The following is a 3058-nucleotide window of genomic DNA, read 5'->3' as shown; positions in this document are numbered from 1 at the left end:
CTGAAAGAGCCTCTCGCGTTCGGCGACCGGAGTCGCGCCCGTCAGCTGGGGAGCGTCGAGGGCCTCGGCGAGTTCATCGATCTGGTCGAGGTATTGGCCAATCACCAGGATGCGTTCGCCCGCGTGGCGCTTGACGAGCTGTTTGACGACTCCGAGCTTGGCCGGGGCGGTCGCGGCCAGGCGGTAGCGTTCGTCGTCGGCCGATGCCGCGTACTGCAGGCGCTCTTCTTGCGGAAGGTCGATGCGGACTTCGTAGCAGGATGCCGGGGAGATGTAGCCCTGAGCTTCGATCTCCTTCCACGGCGCATCGAAGCGTTTGGGCCCGATGAGGCTAAAGACGTCGCCCTCGCGGCCATCCTCACGCACGAGCGTTGCCGTGAGTCCGAGCCTGCGTCGGGCCTGGAGCTCGGCGGTGAGCTTGAACACGGGGGCGGGCAGCAGGTGGACCTCGTCGTAGACGACCAGGCCCCAGTCGAGAGCGTCGAGCAGCTCGAGGTGGGCGTACTGGCCCTTCCTCTTGGCAGTGAGGATTTGGTACGTGGCGATCGTGACGGGCCTGACCTCTTTGACCTGGCCGGAGTATTCGCCGATCTCCTCCTCGGTGAGGCTCGTTCGCTTGAGGAGCTCCGCCCGCCACTGGCGCGCAGACACAGTGTTGGTCACGAGGATGAGCGTGTTGGCTTTGACCGCGGCCATAGCTCCAGCGCCCACGAGCGTCTTGCCAGCGCCACAGGGCAGCACGACGACTCCGGAGCCATGCTCGGTGAAGTTGTGCACCGCCTGCTGCTGGTACGGGCGAAGGCCCCAGTCCGACTCGTTGAGGGAGATCTCGTGCGGGGTGCCGGGCGTGTAGCCCGCGAGGTCTTCTGCTGGCCAGCCCAGCTTGAGCAGCTCCTGTTTAATCTGGCCGCGGGCCCACTGCTGAATGACAAATGTGTTGGGGCCGCGACGCTCGAACAGCAGCTCGGCCACCTTCTTGGCGCGGCCGATTTCGGCCAGCACCGCAGGATCCGTCGCCGTCAGGGTGAGGACGCCATCCTCATCCCGCTCGATGCAGAGTCGGCCATAGCGGGCCACGGTCTCGTCGATATCAACGGCCACGCTCTGCGGAATCGCAAACTTGCTGAACTTCTCGAGCGTGCCGAGCATGTCGGCCGCAGTATGACCGGCGGCGCGGGCGTTCCACAGGCCTAGCCGGGTGATGCGGTAGGTGTGGATGTGCTCGGGGGCACGCTCAAGCTCGGCGAAGATCGACAAGTCGTGCCGGGCATCCTCCGCCAGAGGGTGCGCAACCTCCAGCAGAACGGTGCGGTCACTTTGCACAATCAGGGGGCCGTCAGTCATAACAGGCCAGTCTACGCGCGTGTCGCGAATCTGCCGCCCGAGATTAGCTGCCGGGCGCGATGGAGTCGATGCTTGAGAGCGGGAGGGTTCGCTCGATGTCGCTGCGCCGGTCGCGGGCCCGCAGCCGACCGCCAGCAACGCTTGTGGGCATGAGGTCGAACTCCACAATTGCCCCGCCCGGCACCGTCACGCTCACGGTGAGTGGCGTCTTGGCGCGGATCGCGGTCTCAAGCTGACGCGCGATCCAGGCCTGGCCGCCACCCTCTTCGTCGGCGGGCTGATCGTCGGCCGCCTCGATGAGGCGCTCCACCAGTTCTACCAACGGGTCCACGATGCCGGTGCGACTCGTCCGTGCCACCCGGTGGCGGCGTAGCGGGATGATGGTGCCGTCGCCGTCCTCGGCGGCGACCGGATAGCGCGCATCGCTGAGCGACCAGAACACCACGTCGAGGTCGAATCGGCTTACAAGGCGGTGCTCGCCTGCGCGGCGAAGTCCGAGCGACGAGAGCGTTTGGTCCACGGCGATGGTGCGCAGCAGGTTGGGGTCGTCGGAGCGCAGATAGCTGCGCGCGCCGTGGTCCACCATGTCGGGGTCTGAGCCGCCGTCGACAGCGCCCGCCCGAATGAGGCCGTAGCGGGTGGAGCCTTCGCTGATGAGGTAATCCAGCGGCTGGGGCAGGCCGGTGCTCGAGACGGCGGCCAGAAACTCCCGCAGACTCTCGGCGGTCTCGCCCGCGGTGAGGGCGCGATTGAGGCTCGCGGCGGAGATGCGGTAGGTCATGGCCAGGCCACGGTTCTCTACATCGGCGACCAGCCGCATCCGCTCATCGATGTGCGGCACGAGGGGGCCGGGCGCGACGACCGAGAGGTCGTGCTGCAGGTAGACGTGCTCCACCTCGGTGGGCAGAAGGGGCTGCAGGGCTCGCTCGGCGGCATCCGATCGCCCGGCAAGCAGCAGGGTGCCCGGGCTGCTGGGCACCTGCCCTGCGGTGATGCCCAGGAGCTCGGCGTCGCGCGTATAGGTAGTGACGCGCTCGTCCATCCACTCGCCGCCAACGGGGTAGAGCCAGTCGATGTAGGAGCGCAGCCCATCGCCCCACACGGAGTGAGAGCGTTCGCCGAGAAGGCGACGGATGTCCACCGGCAGCCGGGCGAACCAGGCGTCGGAGAGCCCGCGCCAGCGTGCGCTGGTAGCCCGAGCGAGCCACGCGCTGCCCTCTTCTGTGGTCATCCAGGTGCTTGATTCGCGGCACACGAGGTTGCCGCGCTCGGCCAGGGAGAGGTAGGCGGCCACCGTTTCGAGGTCAACGAGCATGGCGGAGGCGAGCCGTTTGGAGTCGGGCAGGGCAATGCCGCCCTTGGAGAGCTCCCGCGCGGGTTGGCGTTCGAGCTCGATCAATAGTTCGGTGACGGCGCCCGTCGCGGCGAACGCACGCTCGGCGGCCAGCCGGTCGGTAAAGCGCTGGTCGACATCCGTCACCGGCTCCAGGGCGCCACCGGCCTCGATGCCCGCGAGGTCGTCGAGGCTCGGCAGGCCAAAGACCGGCCACGACCGCAGCTGGTCGCACACGCCGTCGTAGCAGCGGAACGTGTCGCCAACGGGGTGCACAAGCAGCAGCTCAGCGGCGGCCAGGAGGTGGTCGCGAACCTGCTCTGCCGAGAGCGGGTGTGCCGAGATCGGGGCGAGCTGCGCGGCAACCTCGGCGGCGGTGAG

General features: G+C 67.9%; 2 protein-coding genes. Both read right to left on the bottom strand.

Annotation, left to right across the window (positions count from 1 at the left end):
• The coding region (locus AC062T_RS12165; protein ID WP_476030386.1) for a DNA repair helicase XPB at window positions 1-1344 on the bottom strand (1344 nt) is incomplete at its 3' end.
• 43 nt (window positions 1345-1387) lie between these two features.
• On the bottom strand, window positions 1388-3058 hold a 1671-nt coding region (locus tag AC062T_RS12160; RefSeq protein WP_476030384.1), incomplete at its 5' end, for a helicase-associated domain-containing protein.

It is taken from the genome of Homoserinimonas sp. (genome assembly GCF_056262345.1).
The sequence above is the reverse complement of the archived record's forward strand: the minus strand, read 5'-3'. Positions and strand labels throughout refer to the sequence as shown.